At 68.6% G+C, this 17762-nt stretch carries 18 protein-coding genes; 4 read left to right on the top strand and 14 right to left on the bottom strand.

The genetic code is table 11. The features are described 5' to 3' along the window. The first annotated feature begins 33 nt into the window (after positions 1-33). Complete coding sequence (locus ACZ404_RS31715; RefSeq protein WP_468445896.1) at positions 34-1185, top strand: acyl-CoA dehydrogenase family protein; 1152 nt, start codon at positions 34-36, stop codon at positions 1183-1185. A gap of 30 nt (positions 1186-1215) precedes the next feature. Here ACZ404_RS31715 and ACZ404_RS31710 read toward each other — a convergent pair whose 3' ends face one another. The 8 genes from ACZ404_RS31710 to ACZ404_RS31675 all read right to left on the bottom strand — a co-directional run bounded on the left by ACZ404_RS31710 (position 1216) and on the right by ACZ404_RS31675 (position 8806). Beyond that, a complete protein-coding gene (locus tag ACZ404_RS31710; protein ID WP_468445894.1) occupies positions 1216-2679 on the bottom strand; it encodes a DEAD/DEAH box helicase in 1464 nt (487 codons plus the stop codon). Positions 2680-2857: 178 nt separating this feature from the next. Beyond that, positions 2858-3061 carry a cold-shock protein gene (locus ACZ404_RS31705; RefSeq protein ID WP_007383480.1) on the bottom strand — a complete coding sequence of 68 codons (204 nt, stop codon included), beginning with the start codon at positions 3059-3061 and terminating at the stop codon, positions 2858-2860. A gap of 229 nt (positions 3062-3290) precedes the next feature. Continuing rightward, positions 3291-3629 (bottom strand): MerR family transcriptional regulator, encoded by a 339-nt coding sequence (locus ACZ404_RS31700; protein ID WP_468445892.1) that lies wholly within the window; start codon positions 3627-3629, stop codon positions 3291-3293. A 434-nt stretch (positions 3630-4063) separates the two neighbouring features. After that, positions 4064-4285, bottom strand: a complete 222-nt coding sequence (locus ACZ404_RS31695) for a hypothetical protein (protein WP_468445890.1) — start codon at positions 4283-4285, stop codon at positions 4064-4066. Positions 4286-4834: 549 nt separating this feature from the next. After that, on the bottom strand, positions 4835-6367 hold the full coding sequence (locus tag ACZ404_RS31690; protein ID WP_468445888.1) for a hypothetical protein: 1533 nt from the start codon (positions 6365-6367) through the stop codon (positions 4835-4837). A gap of 238 nt (positions 6368-6605) precedes the next feature. Further along, the gene (locus ACZ404_RS31685; protein WP_468445886.1) at positions 6606-7304 is read right to left on the bottom strand and encodes a hypothetical protein; all 699 of its coding nucleotides are present in this window, start codon (positions 7302-7304) and stop codon (positions 6606-6608) included. A 133-nt stretch (positions 7305-7437) separates the two neighbouring features. After that, the gene (locus ACZ404_RS31680) at positions 7438-8184 is read right to left on the bottom strand and encodes a hypothetical protein (protein ID WP_468445884.1); all 747 of its coding nucleotides are present in this window, start codon (positions 8182-8184) and stop codon (positions 7438-7440) included. 76 nt (positions 8185-8260) lie between these two features. Further along, the gene (locus tag ACZ404_RS31675) at positions 8261-8806 is read right to left on the bottom strand and encodes an RNA polymerase sigma factor (protein WP_468445882.1); all 546 of its coding nucleotides are present in this window, start codon (positions 8804-8806) and stop codon (positions 8261-8263) included. A gap of 103 nt (positions 8807-8909) precedes the next feature. On the opposite strand from ACZ404_RS31675, the gene ACZ404_RS31670 reads away from it, so the two are divergent. After that, the gene (locus ACZ404_RS31670; RefSeq protein WP_468445880.1) at positions 8910-9824 is read left to right on the top strand and encodes a serine/threonine-protein kinase; all 915 of its coding nucleotides are present in this window, start codon (positions 8910-8912) and stop codon (positions 9822-9824) included. Positions 9825-9921: 97 nt separating this feature from the next. Here the strand turns inward: ACZ404_RS31670 and ACZ404_RS31665 are convergent, their stop codons facing one another. The 3 genes from ACZ404_RS31665 to ACZ404_RS31655 form a co-directional block, all read right to left on the bottom strand. After that, positions 9922-10278 (bottom strand): carboxymuconolactone decarboxylase, encoded by a 357-nt coding sequence (locus tag ACZ404_RS31665; RefSeq protein WP_468445878.1) that lies wholly within the window; start codon positions 10276-10278, stop codon positions 9922-9924. A 249-nt stretch (positions 10279-10527) separates the two neighbouring features. Next, the gene (locus ACZ404_RS31660; protein WP_468445876.1) at positions 10528-12144 is read right to left on the bottom strand and encodes an MFS transporter; all 1617 of its coding nucleotides are present in this window, start codon (positions 12142-12144) and stop codon (positions 10528-10530) included. A 216-nt stretch (positions 12145-12360) separates the two neighbouring features. Further along, the gene (locus tag ACZ404_RS31655; protein ID WP_468445874.1) at positions 12361-12912 is read right to left on the bottom strand and encodes a DUF3566 domain-containing protein; all 552 of its coding nucleotides are present in this window, start codon (positions 12910-12912) and stop codon (positions 12361-12363) included. A gap of 418 nt (positions 12913-13330) precedes the next feature. On the opposite strand from ACZ404_RS31655, the gene ACZ404_RS31650 reads away from it, so the two are divergent. Both ACZ404_RS31650 and ACZ404_RS31645 read left to right on the top strand, forming a co-directional pair. After that, positions 13331-14029: a hypothetical protein gene (locus tag ACZ404_RS31650; RefSeq protein WP_468445872.1), complete on the top strand. Its 699-nt coding sequence runs from the start codon at positions 13331-13333 to the stop codon at positions 14027-14029. A gap of 131 nt (positions 14030-14160) precedes the next feature. Next, complete coding sequence (locus tag ACZ404_RS31645) at positions 14161-15420, top strand: hypothetical protein (RefSeq protein WP_468445870.1); 1260 nt, start codon at positions 14161-14163, stop codon at positions 15418-15420. Between the two features lie 498 nt (positions 15421-15918). Here the strand turns inward: ACZ404_RS31645 and ACZ404_RS31640 are convergent, their stop codons facing one another. The 3 genes from ACZ404_RS31640 to ACZ404_RS31630 form a co-directional block, all read right to left on the bottom strand. Then, positions 15919-16155 carry a hypothetical protein gene (locus ACZ404_RS31640; protein WP_468445868.1) on the bottom strand — a complete coding sequence of 79 codons (237 nt, stop codon included), beginning with the start codon at positions 16153-16155 and terminating at the stop codon, positions 15919-15921. 318 nt (positions 16156-16473) lie between these two features. Continuing rightward, entirely contained in the window at positions 16474-17058 is a 585-nt protein-coding gene (locus ACZ404_RS31635; protein WP_468445866.1) for a hypothetical protein, read from the bottom strand. 440 nt (positions 17059-17498) lie between these two features. Then, entirely contained in the window at positions 17499-17750 is a 252-nt protein-coding gene (locus ACZ404_RS31630) for a hypothetical protein (RefSeq protein ID WP_468445864.1), read from the bottom strand. Between the last annotated feature and the right edge of the window lie 12 nt (positions 17751-17762).

Here is a 17762-nt window from a genome sequence, read left to right as displayed (position 1 = left end):
GTTCGATCCGTCACCACGGAAAACGAGGAGAAGATGTTCACCCTGACCGACGAGCTCCAGGACATAGCCCGCACCGCGCGGGACTTCGCGGACGAGCATCTGGCCCCGTGCGCGGTGGAGTGGGACGAGACGCACCACTTTCCCGTCGACACCCTGCGCAAGGCCGCCCAGCTCGGCATGGGCGGCATCACCGTACGGGAGGACGCGGGGGGTTCCGGTCTGTCCCGGCTGGCCGGAACCCTCGTCTTCGAGGGGCTGTCCACGGGCTGCCCGGCCGTGGCGGCGTACCTGTCCATCCACAACATGGTCGCCACGATGATCGACACCTTCGGCGACACCCGGCAGCGCGACCGCTTCCTGCCCCACCTGTGTTCCATGCAGTTCCTGGCCAGTTACTGCCTGACCGAGCCGGGCTGCGGCTCGGACGCCGCGGCCCTGCGCACCACCGCGGTGCGCGACGGCGACGCGTACGTGCTGAACGGCGTCAAGCAGTTCATCTCCGGCGCCGGGACCTCGGACGTCTACCTCGTCATGGCCCGCACCGGCGGACCCGGCGCCGACGGCATCTCGGCCCTGCTGGTCGAGGACGGCACCCCGGGTCTGTCCTTCGGCCCCGAGGAACGCAAGATGGGCTGGCACGCGCAGCCCACCCGCCAGGTCGTGCTGCGCGACGTGCGGGTGCCGGCCGCCAACCTGCTCGGCGGCGAGGGCCGTGGCTTCCGTATCGCGATGACCGGCCTGAACAGCGGCCGGCTGAACATCGGCGCCTGCTCGCTCGGCGGCGGTGCGGCCGCCCTGGAGCGCACCGTCGCCTATCTGCGCGAACGGGAAGCCTTCGGCAAGCCGCTGATCGAGTCGCAGGCCCTGCAGTTCCGGCTGGCCGACCTGGCCACCGAGCTCGAGGCCGCCCGCGCCCTGCTGTGGCGTGCCGCGGCCGCGCTGGACGCCGGCGACGCGAACGCGGTCACCCTGTGCGCGATGGCCAAGCGGGTGGCGACCGACGCGGGCTTCGCGGCCGCCGACGGCGCGCTCCAGCTGCACGGCGGCTACGGCTACCTGACCGAGTACGGCATCGAGAAGATCGTGCGCGACCTGCGGGTGCATCAGATCCTGGAGGGCACCAACGAGATCATGCGGCTGATCGTGGCCCGTTCCCTGCTTGCGGCCGGCCGGGGACCGCGCTGAGGAGGACGGGACGCACTCCCTGCCTCCGCGCTAGGCGTTGTTCCTCCGGGCAGGGCGACGGCGCCGGGTGGCGGTCCGGCCGCTGCGTTGCCGTCCGGCGGATCCGTTGCCCTGATCCCGTCCGTCGGCCGGTGCGGCCAGGGTCACGGGTACGCCGGAGGGGGTGCGGGCGCCGGTGATGCGCTGCAGTTCGGCCTCGCCCGGGCGGACCCGGGCGGTGCGTGGGGCGATGCCGGCGTCGGCCATGAGGCGGTCCACCGCGCGCCGCTGGTGCGGCAGGACGAGGGTGACGACGGTGCCGGACTCGCCCGCGCGTGCCGTACGGCCGCCGCGGTGCAGGTAGTCCTTGTGGTCGCCGGGAGGATCGACGTTCACGACGAGGTCGAGGCCCTCGACGTGGATACCGCGGGCGGCGACGTTGGTGGCGACCAGAACCGTGACGTGGCCGTCCTTGAACTGGGCGAGTGTCCGGTTGCGCTGCGGCTGCGACTTGCCGCCGTGCAGGGCCGCGGCTCGCACCCCGACGGACAGCAGGTGCTTGGCCAGCCGGTCCGCCGCGTGCTTGGTGTCCAGGAACATGAGCACGCGTCCGTCGCGGGCGGCGATCTGCGTCGCCGCGGTGTGCTTGTCGTCGTCGTGCACGTGCAGCAGGTGGTGCTCCATCGTGGTGACGGCTCCCGCGGACGGGTCGACCGAGTGCACGACGGGGTCGTGGAGGTAGCGGCGCACCAGGAGGTCGATGTTGCGGTCCAGGGTGGCCGAGAAGAGCAGCCGTTGCCCTCGGGACGGCACTTGGTCGAGCAGCGCGGTCACCTGCGGCATGAAGCCCATGTCGGCCATCTGGTCGGCCTCGTCCAGAACGGTGACGGCGACCTGGTCCAGCCGGCAGGCGCCTCGCTCCAGCAGGTCCTTGAGGCGGCCGGGGGTCGCGACGACGACCTCCGCCCCGCCGCGCAGCACACCCGCCTGGCGGCCGATCGACACGCCGCCGACCACGGTGGCCAGCCGCAGGTGCAGGGCTCGGGCGTACGGGGTGAGCGCGTCGGTGACCTGCTGGGCCAGTTCCCGGGTCGGCACGAGGACGAGGGCGAGCGGCTGCCGGGGCTGGGCCCGCTGGCCGTCCAGGCGGGCCAGCAGCGGCAGGCCGAAGGCGAGGGTCTTGCCCGAACCCGTACGACCGCGGCCCAGGACGTCGCGGCCCGCGAGTGCGTTCGGCAGCGTGGCCGCCTGGATCGGGAAGGGCACGGTCACGCCCTCGGTGCCGAGGGCGGCCGACAGCCGTTCCGGCATGTCCATTTCGGCGAACGTCCGAGCCGCGGGCAGCGGCTCGGTGAGGGTGACCGGCAGGGCGAACTCCTGCCGGCGCGGCGCGGGGCGGGCGCCCTGGCCGGCCTTGCGCCCGCGGCTGCCGGGAGCGGAGCCCGCCGAACGGGTGGATTTTCTGTCCGCGCGGAAACCAGCGGATGTGCCGCCGGTGCGACGGGTGCGGTTCATGGAGGAACCTTCCTCGATGCGGCGTATCGAGGAATTTCCGTCCAGCGGTGACGACCGCACGGGATTCGCAAGAATGAGCCGAAAGAAAAATGAATGAGCTGGGGCCCGCACCCCTGAGAGCGCGGGCCCCAGCCACATGATGCGCGAACCGTGGGCTCGCGACGATTTCGCGTCAGCGTCAGGCGGGAACGATGTTCTCGGCCTGCGGGCCCTTCTGGCCCTGCGTGACGTCGAAGGTCACCTTCTGGCCTTCCTGAAGCTCGCGGAAGCCGCTGGTGGCGATGTTCGAGTAGTGGGCGAACACGTCAGCGCCGCCGCCGTCCTGCTCGATGAAGCCGAAGCCCTTTTCCGCGTTGAACCACTTCACGGTGCCAGATGCCATATTGAATCTCCCTTGGGGGGCAGTGCCGGACTCCGCACTTTGCGGAGCCGAGTCGCCGCGATGATCACCCCTCCGGAAAGATCCGGAAAGCTCTGCAAAGAAAAAATCTCTGGCAACCAAAACTGCAACTGCTATCACGCTAACACAGACCGGCCGCAAGCGGTGCTGTGTTTTCCGGCGTGTCCGGCAATTGTCATACCGCGGACCGTGCATTTCTGTAGCGGCGGGACTAGGTATCCGTGCCGCGCTCGTCCAGCCTCTGGCGCATGTCCCGGTTCAGCCGGAGGGCGTCGTCGAGCCGGTCCTCGAGGGAGACGATGCGGCACGCGGCCTCGATGGGGGTGCCCTGGTCGACCAGCTCACGGGCGCGGGCGGCGACGCGCAACTGGCTGCGCGAGTACCGGCGGTGGCCGCCGTCCGAGCGCAGGGGGGTGATCAGCCCGGCTTCGCCGACGGCCCGGAGGAAGGCGGGGGTGGCGCCGAGAACGTCGGCTGCCCGCCCCATGGTGTAGGCGGGATAGTCGTCGTCGTCGAGATTGCCGGCGGCGGAGACGTTCTCAGCGGGCATGGCACCTTCGTTTCGGGGACGCGGCGGGGGCCCCGGGCGTGCCTGGCACCGGTCTTTCCGTGGCAGGACCCGGTGCCATCCGCGTCGTGCGACAACCCTAACTCCGGCGGGTACGCAGATGTGGGCTCGCCGTGGCAGCTTTCCTCGCCGCCCCAGGGGCGCACTCGGCACTCAGCTCACGAGCGTCGAGCCGCCTTGGGACGCGTCGGGCGCATGTCCGAGGCGGGCTCCTGGGGGTCGTCGAGCGGCAGGGTGTCGTCCTCCCCGAAGTCGGGGGCCTGGAAGGGGTTCGTCGCCGGAGGCGGCGATGCCGCGGCGGAGCAGCGGGGTTGTCCTTCCAGGGCGGAGAACAGCGACGTCAGATCGATGAGAGGGCTCTCTTTCGCTACAGGTCCCGGACGGGACCCGGTGTGCCGTGACCGGGCACAGTGGTCCTACAGCTTGGTCATCTTGGCGTACGGGCTCAGGATCCGCATCTGCGCCGAGCCGAAGTCCACGAGCGCGGCGACCCCGTCCTCGATGCCGATGACCCGGCCGAGGCCGTACACGTCATGGGTGACCTGGTCACCCACGGCGAAGTGCTTGGGGGCCGGTGTGACCGGGGCCTTGAAGGGGCTGGTAGGCAGATGACGCTTGGGCGCAGCAGGCTTTGTCATGGCTCAGTATGAGCCCACGCGCAACCCGTTTGCTGTGGCCGTGGGCACAGATCCACCAGCCCTCCGCGACCTCAAGTCTCTGACCTGCGGTTTCCGTCTCGATGAGGCGAAAACTTTGGTGCGGCACCGGACGGACTGCCGCCGAACCGTTCGCGCCCCGCGACGGGCCAGTTGGGGCACTGCCGCGCGGGCGAGCAGGAAGACCGAGGTGAGGGGTTGCAGGGTGGCGGCCCAGTCCCCGTCGCGGCGCCCTGCGGCCCGCCTCGCGCCGCCCACGCCACCCGCGCGGCCTCGCCCAGGCGATCGCCGTACTGCGCGACGCCCTGGGAGGCGGTGCCGCTTCTCCTGGACCTGTGCCGGGGTAGACCCTGCGGCGGAGCTGCCGGTACGTCGCCCTGGCCTGGGCGGCCGTTTTGGCCGCCGTCGGCTTGGGCGCCCTCGAGGCCGCCCTGGCCGGGCTCGCGGTGGTCGGCATCCGGTCGGGCCTCGTCCAGGCCGCCCCGCCCGCGCCCTGAGCCAGGCGGCCCGATGCGGTGTTCCTGGTGCTGCTCAGCCCACCGCGTACGCGTCGTACACCGTCGTCGTCGAGCTGTCCCCGTGGGTGTCCGTGACCGTCGAGCGCAGGCCCACGCGGCCGGAGCCCGGGTTGTGCACGGCGACGGTCCACTTGCCGCCGGACAGCTTCGCGGTCACCGCGTGCCAGTGGGCGCCCTTGTCGGTGGTGTACCAGGCACGCACCGACTTCACACCGTCCGACAGCCGGCCGATCGTCCCGTCGCCGGTGCCGAGGCGCTGCATGCCCAGGTCGACGATCGTGGTCGAACCGGCGGCCGCCTGGTTCCTGGAGTTCAGCGCCTCGGGCCAGAACCGGGTGATGTAGTCCCGGATCTGCTGGTTCTTGCCGGCGTCGGCGTAGAAGTGCAGGGAGAGGCTGGAGGAGGTCGACAGCGAGCCGGACGGCAGGCCGGCCCGGTGGGCGGTTTCGGTGATCGTGTACCAGCCCGACCCCGGGATGTGCGGATGCGGGTCGATCCCCCGCGAGGGGGTGTAGCTGTGCGAGTAGAGCGTCTTGCCCGCGTGAGTCAGCTTCACGGTGCCGGAGGCCAGGACCCCTCCTGCCGTGAAGCGGGGGTCGGCGAACGGATTGTCGTTCCCGAAGTACAGCTGGTGGTACCAGGTGTACGGCAGCTGCCCGCCGGGACCCCAGACGGCGTGGCCGAGGGACAGAGAGGTCGTCCTGCCGGCCGCGTACTTGTGGAACCCGCCGTAGACGTAGTCGTGGCTCTGCTGGCCCACCTGCCACTGGCCGGCCGGGAGATGGACGCTGAAGGAGTTGGGCAGGTCACGCTGGAAGTCGAGGTTGTTCATGGATGACGAGCAGTCGTCACCGCCCGTCGACCCGCCGTTGAACGAGAACCGCGCCTGTCCGCTGTCGGGGCCGGAACGGGCGGACACCTTGAGGGTGGTCAGCCCGGACTTCCCGAGCTTGGCGGACACCCCGGACGGCACGCCACGGCTGTGCGTGGCGGACGCCAGCCAGAAGTCCCCGCCGGTCGCCGCCCGCGGCTGGTAGGTGGTGCCGTAGGCGAGCTCGTACGCCCTGCTGCTGTTCGGGATGGCGTACAGGTCACCCGACCCGGCCGAGATGCTCATGGTGGCCGGGCCGTTGTCGGTGGCGCAGACGGCCGCGCTGACCATGTGGTCGTATCCGCTGCCCGGGCCGGGGCTGAGCGAGACCTTGACCGCGCGGCCCTTGCGGCCGTCGAAGGTGGTCGTCGTGGCCCCGGAGACGTTCACACTGTGACCGCCGACGACGGCATCTTCGCCGTTGCCGCCGACGAAGGACGTGGCGAGCTCATAACTGCCCTTGGGCAGCGATGTCTTCTTGTTGCTCTCGATGAAGCGGAAGTCGTACGTCTTCGTGTTGTAGACCGCCACCTGGGCGTAGACCGTCTTGCCGCTCCGGTCCAACGTCCTGACGGTGAGCGACCCCGTGGCCGCGGCCGACGCCGTCGAGGCGCCGGCCAGGAGAAGCGGCCCGAGTACGGTGACGACACTCGCGGCCACTGCAGTTCTTCGCATCGAGCCCCCCAAGAGTCCTACGGCAAAAGCGAGTCACCGTAGCGCACAAAAAACGCGCCGCCGCCACCGACCCCTCTTGAGGCCTCCGCCTCCTCACTGCCGTCGACAATCCCATGGAGACCATGCGTTCGGCCATGGCCACCCCCACGGGGCCGAACCGCCGTCCAGGTCACCTGAGGCGTCCCGCCATCGGGCCCCATGGACGGCGGGACGGCCCAGGAGGTGCGCCGCGGGGAGATCAGTCGGCCAGCCGGTTGATGGCGGCGGCGGCGATGCCTTCCATGTAGCCGGAGTCGTCGCTGGGCTGACCGGAGAGCTCGACGATGCCGACCCGGTGACCGCTACGGATCACCGCGACACCGCCGGCGACCGTGCCGTCGCCACTGTAGGCGGGGTACCAACTGCCCTCGCCGGCGTGGACGGCGACCGCATGCGCCTTTCCGTAGTACCAGTGACCCGCCGGCTCGTCCTGGCAGCTGCGCACCAGCTTGTTGAGCTGCTTCTCGTACGAGGCCGCCGACGTGCCGGTGGAACCGTCGGCGAGAGACTCGGTCAGTCTGGTGCCCTTGGTGTCGAAGGCCCAGGCCACATCGGCATGGGCGACGGCCTTCCCCTTGGTCAGCGTCCGCATCGTCTCCTCGCCGGAGCACGCCGAGAGAGCCCGGTTCCCGGTCAGTCCCACGGTCGCACCGACCGGGGCCAGCCCCTGCTGGAAGAAGTCCTCGCTCTGCATCAGGTCGGCGGAGCCGAGACCGGGCGCGGCAGAAGCGGCGGCAAGCGCGGTGGCCGACTGCTTCGGAGCACGGGTGCCCACGCCCGCGACGGCGGGATGCGTGCCGATGACGATCGCGATCAACGCAGCGCCGGCGGCGGCAGCCGCTCCTGCGGTACGACCGCGACGCGAGGACCTCTTGCCGGCTGCTTGGTGGTCGAACATCTCATCTCCTGTCTGGTGACGACGCTTGGTGTCGTCGTTCACCAGGGAGATGCCGCAGGTCCGCGAGATGTTGGATGGAAGTCCGCGACGACCGGGGTGAGCTACGTCACTCTCCGGCTGGGCTCGGGCCGTCTCAGAGCCGCGTCACGGCCGCACGGACGATCCGCGTCATCGCAGCCGTGCCCAGGCAGGTGTCGACCTCCAGGACCCCGTAGTGAGAGCCGCTGCGGAGCACGGCGATGCCGCCACACGGCTCCTTGCCCCGGGGCGCGGTCCCTGTGGTGTTCAGGTCACCGTCGTAATAACCCATCCAACTCGCGGTGATCCCCGGAGCGACATCGATCGTGTGCGTCGGTCCGTAGACCCAGTGGGTGGCCGGTTCCGACTGGCACGGCTCCTCCTCCAGCAGCAGGCGCTGGGCGAAGTTCTGAGCCAACGCCGGGCTCCTGGCGTCAGCGGCGACTTCTCGCGCGACCTGATCCTTGATGTCCAACGCCAGCGTGGGGTCGCTGTCGTCCGTGTCCTCGGTCGTCATCAACCCGCGGAAGTGCGCGTCAGGCCCTCCCAAGGTCTGGCCGAGGGTCTTCTCCCCGGCACAGGCCGCGTTCGCGTACCTGCCGTCCCCGACCCGGTCCCGCACGTGGATGCGCCGGGAGACCCCGGCCTTCCTGAACGCGTCCGCCGCCAGCAGGCTCCCGTTTGTCACGGGTCCGCCGACGGGCTTCGGTGCCGAGGAGCGGGCACCGGGCGAGGACGCCGCAGTGCCTGACGTCAGCGACGGGCCGGCCGCGGCGGAGCGAGCGGGCAGCACGAACCGGCCCGTCAGCAGGCCGAGTCCGACGGCTGCTGTCAGGATGAAGGCGATCGTCCGAGTTCGCACGACACCCCCTCCCGGCTCTCGGTCGTCGGCTGGTCGTCGGCTGATGCGGGTTTGGCAGCGGAGAGCACCGGCCGCCTCAGCAGCCACCGCCGAGGTGGTCCCGCATGAAGCGGCGGGCCTGATGGATACGGTCCTTGACCGTACCCAGCGGAGCGTCGGTGATCTCCGCGACCTGAACATAGGTCAGGTCGCCCAGGTCGCGCAGCACGAAGGACTCGACCAGGGCCGGATGCCGCTCCTCGAGCGCGGCCAGCGAGTCCATCAGGTCCAGGCGGGTCCCCGCGATGACGCTCGTCGTCCGAGGGTCGGCGCCCTCGGGAAGGACCGCATGGCTGTCCTCCGCGCGTCGGCGCATCGAGCGATACGTGGCCCTGGCGGCGTTCGAGGCGATCACTGTCACCCACCCGAGGAACGAGCCTCGCCCGCTGAACTCGTGCAGATGGGTGCTGATGGACAGCAGGGCGTCCTGAGCGGCCTCTTCGGCGTCGGCGTGGTGCGGGAGAAACCTGGAGCAGCGGCGCATGACCGTGGGGCGCAGCCTGACGAGAAGGCGGTCCAGGGACGCCCGGTCACCTGCCTGGGCGGACGCCACGAGCCGTGTCAGCTCATCCTCTTCGATCACCCTGCCGTCCCCGTTCACCTATGGCCTTGGACTCCACTGACCTTGGACTCCACCTGACCGCACCGCGGTTCCCGGCCCCATCGTCTCGGGCACAATGGTGCCGGTGCAGAAGCTGGGCCGTTACCTCCTCGAGGACAGACTGGGAGCAGGTTCGTTCGCGACCGTCTGGAGAGCTTACGATCCCGAACTCGACACAGAGGTCGCGGTCAAGGTGCTGGCCGACAACTGGGCGTCGAACGCCGATGTGCGCCAACGGTTTCTGACGGAGGCGAGGCTGCTCCGGAGGATCTCCGACCCACGTGTCGTACGGGTTCACGACGTGGGCGTCCAGGACGACCGGCCCTACTTCGTCATGGACTACGTCCGAGGCGGCACGCTGGCTGAGAAGGTCGGGCACTGCCGGCCCTCGGAGGCACTCCATCTGGCGGCCGAGGCCGCATACGCCGTTCAGGTGCTCCATGACGCAGGCGTCGTCCACCGTGACGTCAAGCCGTCCAACCTCCTCCTCGACGTCGGCCGCACACCCACCGCCGTACTCGTCGCGGACCTCGGCAGCGCGAAGCAACTGGCTGACGCGTCGGGGCTGACCGTGACCACGGGCACCCCCGCGTACATGGCGCCCGAACAGGCCTTCCAGACCGGCGGGTTCGACGGTCGGGCCGACGTCTACGCCCTCGGTGTGGTCGCCTACGAGCTGCTGACCGGGCACAAGCCGTTCGGTTCGGGCGGCCGCGCAACCCAGGTGACGGCGCAGGCGTCGCCGACGATTCCCGGAGAGCTGGGTGTTCCGGACGGCATCGACGCTCTCCTTCGCGCCGCGCTGTCGGCGGAACCTGAGAACCGGCCACCAACCGCCCGGGCGTTCGCGGACGCGTTGTCGTCCCAAGGGGGAGAAGGGGGAGAAGGGGGAGAGGAGCGGGTGCCGGCCAGACCCTCAAGGCCGACACACCTCGTGGTCTGGCTCGCGGCGGTCGCCGTGTTCCTGACGACAACGCTACTGACCTGGCTGGCCCGCTGAACTCCCCGATGGACCTCCTCTTCAGCACATGTACCCAGGTCTGCGACCTGCTCCTTCTGCGTTCCGCTGCTCCGCAGCAACCCGCAGCGCGGGCTGCCTAGGATCCGCCGCGGCTGTCGGCTTCGGCCTGTGCGATGGCTTCCGCCTCGCTGTCGGCCAGAGCGAGTGCGACACCGAACGCCTGGGCTATGTGGCCTGCGGCCGACATGACGCGCGCCGTCCCGACGACGGGGGCGATGGCGACGAGGAGGTCCTGGAGCTGCTCGACCGTGAACTCGGCCTTGATGGCAGGGTTGATGTGGGCCAGGTAGGAGATCGCTGGTGCGTCCATGGCCACGAGTGCGGCGATGCGGGAGAGGATCAGCGTCCGCTCGTCCATGTGGCAGTGCTCGATGGAGTCGATCGTCATGGCGGCGATCGTGTCGAGTACCGGAGTCTCGGGTGAAGTAGCCATGGTGAGCCCGCCTCCTTGCGATGCAGGGAGTTGAATTGCCACCCGCTCAAGCAGGTGGGCAATGCCCTTCCCTACCGGTGGTTGCGACTCAAGCGTAGGCACGCTCGTCCGGTCGCGCGCGTCGAGCCGGACTGCCGGATCGAGCGCGCTGGTCCCATGCCGACTGCGATCTCTCGCGCCGCGAGGCGTGGGCCCCGTGTGCGTGGGCTGCCTTGGGCGGGCCTACAGGAGGGTTGCCAGTGTCAGCGGCTATGCCTGCCTCGACCGGGGCTGGACCGTCGGAATCCGATGCGTGAAGAACAGCGCCAGGACAGCGCTGAACGCAAGGGCGGCGAGTGCGGCGCGCAGTCCGACGAGTCTCGCTTCGGTGTTCGCTTTGAGTGTCGCCTGAGCCATTGCCGTGCTGGTGCCGGCCTCTTGGAGAGCGGTTTCGAGCTGGGCGTCCGACAGGAATGCTGCTCCGCTTTGGAGCTCGACGCTCGCCTTGGCCTTGACGTCGGCCGGGACCGCCGGGTTCTGCTCGACGCTGGTCAGGAACGAGGACGTGAGCGCGGCGATCATCATCGATCCGGCGAGCGCGGTTCCAATGGAGGCGCCGAGGTTGGTGACGGCGTTCTGGAGGCCGCCGACTTCTGCGCTCATGCGCTCCGGCACCGCGGATACGGTGACCGACCCCAGCTGGGACGCCAGCGATCCCATGCCGAGCCCGATCAACAGAAGAGGGACGGTGACGATCTCCGCACCGGCCCCCACATCCAGCGTGGCCATCAGAACGACTGCACCGGCGAGCAGGGCGACAACCCCGAGCCGCACCACACGCCGCGGCGAGACGTCGGGGAGGAAGCGGGGGATCAGCACCGCGGCAGCCAGCAGCGAAATGGAGAGCGGCAGGAGGCGAGCGCCGGTCGCGAGCGCGGAAAGGCCCAGCGCGACCGACAGGTACAGCGGTACGACGAAGAACACGCCCATCTGCACGAGGTACTGGAAGAAGAACATCGTCAGTCCACCCGTGAGCTGCTTGTTCTCGAGCATGGAGGGGGCGATGAGCGGCTCCCTGCGCCTCTCCACGAGTCGAATCTCCCAGCGGAGGAAGAGCCAGATCAGAAGCAGTCCGGCGAGCATCAACCAGACGACCAGGGAGACCCCGAGCCACGATGGCGCGTCGGGCTTCGGCCGGAACCAGCCCCATTCGTCCGAGCGGAGCACGCCGTAGACGAAGGACCCGAGCCCGAGCGCGGAGAGCACGGCTCCGATGAGATCGAGGCGCGGGCGTTCGCCGCCGGCGGCGTCAGCGATGCGACGGGCAAGCGCGAGAATGACGAGGACCACCAGGACCTCCCCGGCGAAGACCCATCGCCACGAGAAGTAGGTCGTCGCGACACCGCCGATGAGCGGCCCGAGCGCGATCGCAACAGCCCCTGCTGCCGCGACGAGTCCGTAGGCGGTTGGACGCTGTTCCGTGCCGAAGTTGCCTGCGACGAGCGCCACGATGGCAGGCAGGATGAGCGCCGCGCCGACCCCTTCGAGGAAGGACCAGCCGAGCAGCAGCACAGGCAGGTTGGGCGCCAAGGCCGTGGTGAGGGAACCACAACCGTAGATGCCGCAACCGATCATGAATGCGCGCTTGCGGCCGATCAGGGCGCCAACCTTGCCTCCGGGGATCATGAGCATCGCCATGACAAGGGTGTACGCCGTGATGGCCCCTTGGATACCGGTCACCGTTGAGCCCACGTCATCGGCTACCGTCGCAATCGATACGTTCATGACAGAGCTGTCGAGCGCCATCAGGAACTGACCAGCGGCAAGCGTCAGCAGGACGAGTCGCGTCGTTGCCGCACTCGGAGTACTGCCAGCCCTGAGAGCCATGGGCGAATGGTCCCAGGCTCTCCGGGAGGCGGATCCGCGACCCGCCCTGAGGATCAGCCGCTTGGCGGGCTCGCGGTCGCAGCGACGACCGCGCGCACCCCAGGGAGAAGCCCACCGGCAGCCGGCGGAACGCTGGTTCTGGCACGACCTCTCAGTCCGCACAGGGGATCACGTCTGGGTCCCGCGGATCGAGGCACGGCGTATGAAATCTGTTGGTCAGGTCGATCGAAAAGTCCGAAGACGTCGCCGGGCGCGAGCATACAGTCGCGTCGCGAGTTGGAGAGCCTGGGCGGCCGGTGCCTGATCGCTGAGGTCGTCGGTCAGGGTCACTTCTACGCCGCCGCTGAGCCGCGCGGTGTAGTTGTACATGAAGCTGCACAGGCATGCCACGGCGGTGCCCAGGAGGATTTCCAGTGCGATGACCACGGTGCCGATGAGCAGCGAATCCGACGGCGTCGGCCACGCGCCTGGGGCCAGGAGGGCCAGGATCACCGACGTGGCGAGCAAGGCGCCGAGGACGCACACCCCCAGGCCTGCCAGGAAGAGGAAGGTCATCACCGTGACCGACCAGGGGTTGGTCTCGGATATGCGCATGCGGGTGGGCCGGCGTGGTGGAGCGTGCGGAAGGGGGGAGTCGCGCGTCGGCTCCGGCCCCTGCGGGTCGGGGTTGGGTGCCGTCGTGGTGGGTGCCGTCATGCTGCGGGACGCGATTCTCGACGTCGTGTGACGAGCCGTGCGCGGGGTCCTGCTGCGCTTGGTGGGGCTCATGCTTCACTCCCTGCTTGGTCCGTATGTGCGACGTTATGTGCAGGTGCGTGACGGTGCACTCCCGATGATGACGGTGAGTGAACGGGAGCGTGCCAGCCTCCTTATCTTGCGAAAGGGCATCATCCGTTCGGCCTACGCGGGCCGCGCCTCCGTGTGCGGCGTCGGCCATTCGGACGGCAGATCGCGGGCATCCATGCGGAGTTCCGGCTGCGATCCGAAGAACCAGCCATCCGCAGCCCGGATCCACGACCTGTAGACACGCCTGTGGGCGGTAACCAAGCACTCTTCTCACCTGTGTCGGTGGCTGCGAGGGCCTCGAGCGAAGCCATTCACCTGCGTTCATGGGCGGCCGGTTGAGCTAGCGGCTACTGGCTCCGGTCTCTGACGCCGTGACTGTCCGGCGTGCCATCATCTGCACGTGCTCAAGATCCCCGGATACGAAGGCGGCCCCTTGGCCCGGGGCGACGCCTACTTGGACGACCCGTTGTTCTGGCCTGTGCACCTCGGCTCCTGTCTGCGTGGGGAAGGCGCACAACGAGCCGCGTTCGGCGCCGACTGGGATGCGGCCATGGAGTTGTATCGCACACTGTCCGCCGAGCATGAGTGGCCGGTGTTCTGCGTGCCGCTGCGCTCCGGTCACACCATCTACGTCGTCTACCGCAACGTCGTTGACGAATGGGGCGTGGACTATCTGATCCACCAGCCGGCTTGGCCCGAAGCGGAAACCCTCGCTGTGGTCGACGGCCATTTCATGGGGCCCGGCATGGCTTGGCCGGAACTGCTGTCCGCTGCTCGGCAGTCGACAACACAAGGCATTGGTGATGCTGACGCCCGTCTCTTGCTGCTCTTCCCCACACTCGGCGACGCGCTGCTTCCCGACGATGCAACCGCGGCTCTCACCACTGCGCTCGATGCTCTCACGCTGATCGAAGAACCCGTCGAGGTGGCAAGGATGCTCCTTGAGAACCAGGGCCAATGGGCTCCCGCTCGGTGGAGGTTGGCAGACGGCGTCTGGATCAACGACGGTGGGCACTCCTACCGGAACCCCAGCAACGCCTTCGCTCTGCCCGAGGGGCGCCTTCTGGAGATCAGTAGCGCACTGCAGGGTGGGAGCTGAGTACCGCTTTGAATTTCACTTGCTCGTCATCTCTTTGCCGCCGTTGATGCCGTGACGCGCTCGCTGCGATCCAGTTCAGTGGAGCGCCCCCCCCCGCAACCGGACCTGAGAGAGGACGCAAGTTGGGACGCATGCTGAAGCGCGGGCTCATCACGCTCGTCGCCGTTGGCCTTGCCTCTTCCGTAGTGCCGGTCGCCACGGCATCGGCGGCCACCGGTCCATTGACGCTCGCCGTGTTCGGAGACTCGCCGTACGGCAAGTCGGCGTACGCACCCGCGGGCCAGGCGGCCGACACCTCGCAGTTCCAGAAGACTTCGGCGTTCATCGGCACCATCAACAGTGACCCGACGGTCAGCGACGTCGTCCACGTGGGCGACATTCACTCTGGTAAGGAGTTCTGCACCGAGAACTACGACGCCTCGATCGCGTCCGCGTGGCAGAGCTTCACGAAACCGCTCGTGTACACGCCGGGGGACAACGAGTGGGCCGACTGCCACAAGGCGTCAAGCCTCACCTCGCCCGGCCAGGGTGGCGGCTTCTACGACTCCACCTCCGGTGCAATCAACTACATCGGCACAACCGGCCTGTCGACCAACCCGGCGGACTGCGTCAGCTACCACTGTGGCAACCCACTCGACAACCTCGCCGAAGTCCGGCAGGACTTCTTTGCACAGCCTGGCCACACCCTCGGCAGCGGGACACTCAGGGTGGTCTCCCAGGCCACCGCCTACGACCCGAGCCACCCGGCCGACGCGCAGTACGTCGAGAACGTGAGGTGGACGCAGAACGACATCACCTTCGTGACCATCAACGCGCCGGGCGGCTCGAACAACGACGCCGACCCCTGGTACAAGGTGCCGACCGCGACTCAGGCGCAGACCGACGAGCGGACCAACCGGACCGCGGCCGACGTCCGCTGGCTCGATGCCGCCTTCGCCGACGCGCGGGCCAGTCACGCCAAGGCCGTGGTGATCTCGGTCCAGGCCGACATGTGGGACCTCGACGGCAAGACCAAGGACCACCTCACGAACTACGAGCCGATCATCAGCGAGGTCGCAGCGAAAACGACCGAGTTCGGCCGCCCCGTGCTGATGCTCAACGGCGACTCGCACCTGTACCGCTCGGACAACCCGCTGTCGCCGACGGCGACGTGCACCGGCGAGACGGACCCGGCCACCGGCGCCAGCGTGTGCGCTCACGACCCGGGCAACAACGCGTGGAACGAGCACCCCTACTACAACGTCTCGAACTTCCACCGGATTGTCGTGCACGGCAGCACCACCCCGCTGGAATGGCTGAAACTGACAGCCGACCCGAACGCCAGCTACTCCGTGACCGACACCACCTACGGTCCGTTCAGCTGGCAGCGGATGTCGCAACCGCAGTTGTAACCGGCTGATCGCACAAGACGGGCTACGGATTCCTGTGTGGGAGTCCGTAGCCGGTCGCATTCCGGCCGAAAGCCCGGTGCGTACTCCATCGGCCGAAGTGTGCTGCCGCTCTCCCCAGGAGTAGCGCCTCGCGCTTTTTAGCCGACAGACCCCGACGCCCAGCCGTGCCATCAGCAACTCCGGGCAGGCGATCTGCCCCGGCCAGACGGTGTGAGGTGCCTGCGAGCAGTCGGGGCAGGGGCCGGTAATCACTGCCCGTCACCGCAGAGGGGAACAGGTCGTCGTCGGCCTGCTGCGCCTGCAGCACAAAGATTTCAGTTCGGACCACGCGGGGCCCTTGATGCCGGACAGAGGTGCTGGTGTGCGCCCTCGTCCGGCGTTGTTGATGTCGGCCGTGGATGTCAGAAGCCTTCTGATCCGTAGCTCTGTGCGGAGCGGTCAGTGACAGTCATACCGGTCGCGCTGGTGAGCTGGGCTTCCCACCGGATCTAGCGGCAGTCAGTCGTGATCAGCAAGCCAGGATCGTGCGTGCTCAAGTGCAGCTGCCGTGAGGGCGGGAGACAGCTCTGCGGACGCCCAGACCTCTAGTTGGTCATCGGGTGCTTCGAATGAGCGCGACACAGCAATCGCCAGATCGCCGCCCAGCTCCGCATACTCCATGGTCCAGCAGTCATCGATGATGTTGGTGAATCGAGTTACAGCAAAGCGTCTTCCGGCGAGTGTCACGTCACTCACGGCCGTTCATCTCCCCCAGCAACGGTCAGTTCTCCTGGAAGTGACAGGCCGGACCTCTGGTCCCCGGATACGTCGCGGATCTGCTGGAGGGTCCACCCTGGAGGTGGCTGTGCGTCTGCCATCCACAGATGCTCTCACCCGCCAGGTGTGGACCACCGCTTCGGGAGCGAGGCGGGCGGGTGCCCTGGTGGCCAGCGGATTGCGGCCTCGGGCGCGCTTGGCGCTGAGTGCCGTGGCGCACCGCGCTTCCCCGTGAGTCCCCGAACTACGGGTGGGACGGCCGCTGAGGTTCTTCACGCTGGCCAGGGCCCTGCATGCCTACGCCTCGACATCAAATCTGGGAAGATCCGGAATTCGGCCAGTGGCCACCCAGGATCTGATGACCGGCTCCGGCGGCGATCCGAAGGCGCCCGCCAGCAGGATGTGTAGCAGGAGATCGACGGCCGTTGCGAATAGCACGGGGGAGGGCTTCTGGTCGTAGCCCGCCCGGTCGATCACCAGATGGCCGGCTGGTAGGGCCCCTCTGTTGAGGTTTGCGTTCAGGCCGCCCGTCGCTTCATCACCCAGCCTTTCGGGCAGGCCCGGCAGCAGTGCACCGGGCAGCAGCCCCTGCTGTGGAGTAGGCCGGACCGTCTCCCAGAACCTGACGCGCCAAGCTATCCGGTCGCCCTCTGCCGGCACGAACTCGCCACCCACCAGAGCCCTGTGCTGCAGACGGCCGTAATTCTGTCGCAATTCCAGAACTGCGCGGGACCGGATGCCCGTGGTGACCGGGCGTGCGAGGTCCAGCCCGCTGAGCTGTCTCCTACCCAGGAGTTGAAACTCACGGCGGTCGTCGTCGACTGCCGCGCTTCGGCCGGACGTTCTCACCACAAACACGCAGAACTCCCCTGTTTCGTGCAAGATCAGAATCCGCGACGTAAGCGCGCGTTGCGGTCACATGATCCGCCGGACAGAACCTAGACGTCCGCTTTCCTCAACCACCACTCACCCCCGCTCCCATCCCGTCTGCCGTCGACCCACACACCGTGGAGCGGGCGTGGTTTAGGGCGTCAAGGTGGAGCGCCCTGCTGGACCAACGACCTTGACGCCCTGCGCCGCGTCTGCTCGGCTCTGCCTGGGTCGATGGCAGACGGGATGGGAGCGCCCCCGCGCATGCCACACTCGGATGGCACCCGCGAACGGCGCCCCCGCCATCTCGGAGCCTGAGCGCCCCCGCCGGAGGCACGTTCTGACCGGGGCGCTCCGTGTCCGGGTCTCTACTCATGGGCCGTCGCTTGCTGTGGTCCCAGGAACCAGCCCGCGCTCGTGCGGGCACTTGAACCAGTGGAGGAAGTTGTAACTCAGTCGCTGGAGCCGGTGGTTTGATCAGTCTCCGGCTTGCGGGCTTCCGCGATACGCCGGCCGTCTTGGGCTGCTCGTAGCAGTGACTGGGCTACCCGTTCGGCGTCGTCGGGGTGAAGGTAGATCTCCTGGGTCCACAGCACGGACAGGCGAACGGTGCCGTCCAGCAGGTTCGTTGCCACGTCCACCTCGACACCGCTGCCGGTGGCGTCGGTGACCTCCAGGTCCTGGTCGCTGCTGTAAGCGCTCATACCCCAGAGCAT

It is taken from the genome of Streptomyces sp. NPDC030798, from assembly GCF_055572275.1.
The sequence above is the reverse complement of the archived record's forward strand: the minus strand, read 5'-3'. Positions and strand labels throughout refer to the sequence as shown.

Coding starts and splice junctions, on each gene's coding strand:
- ACZ404_RS31715 (WP_468445896.1), top strand. CDS start 34: ATGTTCACCCTGACCGACGAGCTCCAGGACATAGCCCGCACCGCGCGG.
- ACZ404_RS31710 (WP_468445894.1), bottom strand. CDS start 2,679: ATGAACCGCACCCGTCGCACCGGCGGCACATCCGCTGGTTTCCGCGCG.
- ACZ404_RS31705 (WP_007383480.1), bottom strand. CDS start 3,061: ATGGCATCTGGCACCGTGAAGTGGTTCAACGCGGAAAAGGGCTTCGGC.
- ACZ404_RS31700 (WP_468445892.1), bottom strand. CDS start 3,629: ATGCCCGCTGAGAACGTCTCCGCCGCCGGCAATCTCGACGACGACGAC.
- ACZ404_RS31695 (WP_468445890.1), bottom strand. CDS start 4,285: ATGACAAAGCCTGCTGCGCCCAAGCGTCATCTGCCTACCAGCCCCTTC.
- ACZ404_RS31690 (WP_468445888.1), bottom strand. CDS start 6,367: ATGCGAAGAACTGCAGTGGCCGCGAGTGTCGTCACCGTACTCGGGCCG.
- ACZ404_RS31685 (WP_468445886.1), bottom strand. CDS start 7,304: ATGTTCGACCACCAAGCAGCCGGCAAGAGGTCCTCGCGTCGCGGTCGT.
- ACZ404_RS31665 (WP_468445878.1), bottom strand. CDS start 10,278: ATGGCTACTTCACCCGAGACTCCGGTACTCGACACGATCGCCGCCATG.
- ACZ404_RS31660 (WP_468445876.1), bottom strand. CDS start 12,144: ATGGCTCTCAGGGCTGGCAGTACTCCGAGTGCGGCAACGACGCGACTC.
- ACZ404_RS31655 (WP_468445874.1), bottom strand. CDS start 12,912: ATGAGCCCCACCAAGCGCAGCAGGACCCCGCGCACGGCTCGTCACACG.
- ACZ404_RS31645 (WP_468445870.1), top strand. CDS start 14,161: ATGCTGAAGCGCGGGCTCATCACGCTCGTCGCCGTTGGCCTTGCCTCT.
- ACZ404_RS31630 (WP_468445864.1), bottom strand. CDS start 17,750: ATGAGCGCTTACAGCAGCGACCAGGACCTGGAGGTCACCGACGCCACC.